The organism is Curtobacterium sp. VKM Ac-1376, from assembly GCF_015351025.1.
Taxonomy (GTDB): domain Bacteria; phylum Actinomycetota; class Actinomycetes; order Actinomycetales; family Microbacteriaceae; genus Curtobacterium.
Window position 1 is genome coordinate 1 of the sequence record NZ_JADKRV010000056.1, and the last position, 658, is coordinate 658.

General features: G+C 66.7%; 1 protein-coding gene. It reads right to left on the bottom strand.

Features of this window, described 5'->3' with window-relative positions:
- Position 1: 1 nt before the first annotated feature.
- On the bottom strand, positions 2–658 hold a 657-nt coding region (locus tag ITJ56_RS18125; protein WP_194632024.1), incomplete at its 5' end, for a fatty acid desaturase family protein.

Consider the following 658-nt stretch of genomic DNA (forward strand, 5'->3'; position numbering starts at 1 on the left):
GTCAGTGGATGCGGAGCTCGGTGACCATGGGGCACGCGAACGGGTCCCGGGCGGCGAGCCCGACGCGGTTGAGGTACCGGACGACGATGCCGTAGGACCGCAGCAGCGTGGTCTCCGTGTAGGGCACGTCCAGGGTGTCACAGTGATCGCGGACGAGCAGACGGGCCTGCTTCAGCGCCGGACGCGGCATCGAGGGGAACAGGTGGTGCTCGACCTGGTAGTTCAGCCCACCCATCAGGAACGACACCCACCAGCCACCACGGATGTTGCGCGAGGTGCGCACCTGGCGGGAGAAGAAGTCGACCTTCGCGTCATGGGCGATCGTCGGCATGCCCTTGTGGTTCGGGGCGAACGAGGCACCCATCATCACGCCGAACACGGCCAGCTGCACACCGAGGAACGCACACGCCATCCCGAACGGCAGGAACCAGAACACGATGGTGAGGTAGATGCCGAAGCGGGCGACCAGCAGGACGCCCTCCAACCAGCGGTGCTTCACGTCGGCCTTGGTGCCGTTGCCGGTCACGACCGAGCGGACGGCGAGCCAGTGCAGGTTGATGCCCTCGAGCGTCAGCAGGGGGAAGAACAGCCACCCCTGGAACCGCAGGAACGTCTTCATCGCGCCGCTCTTCACGGCGGCGGCGTCCTCCGGGATGAA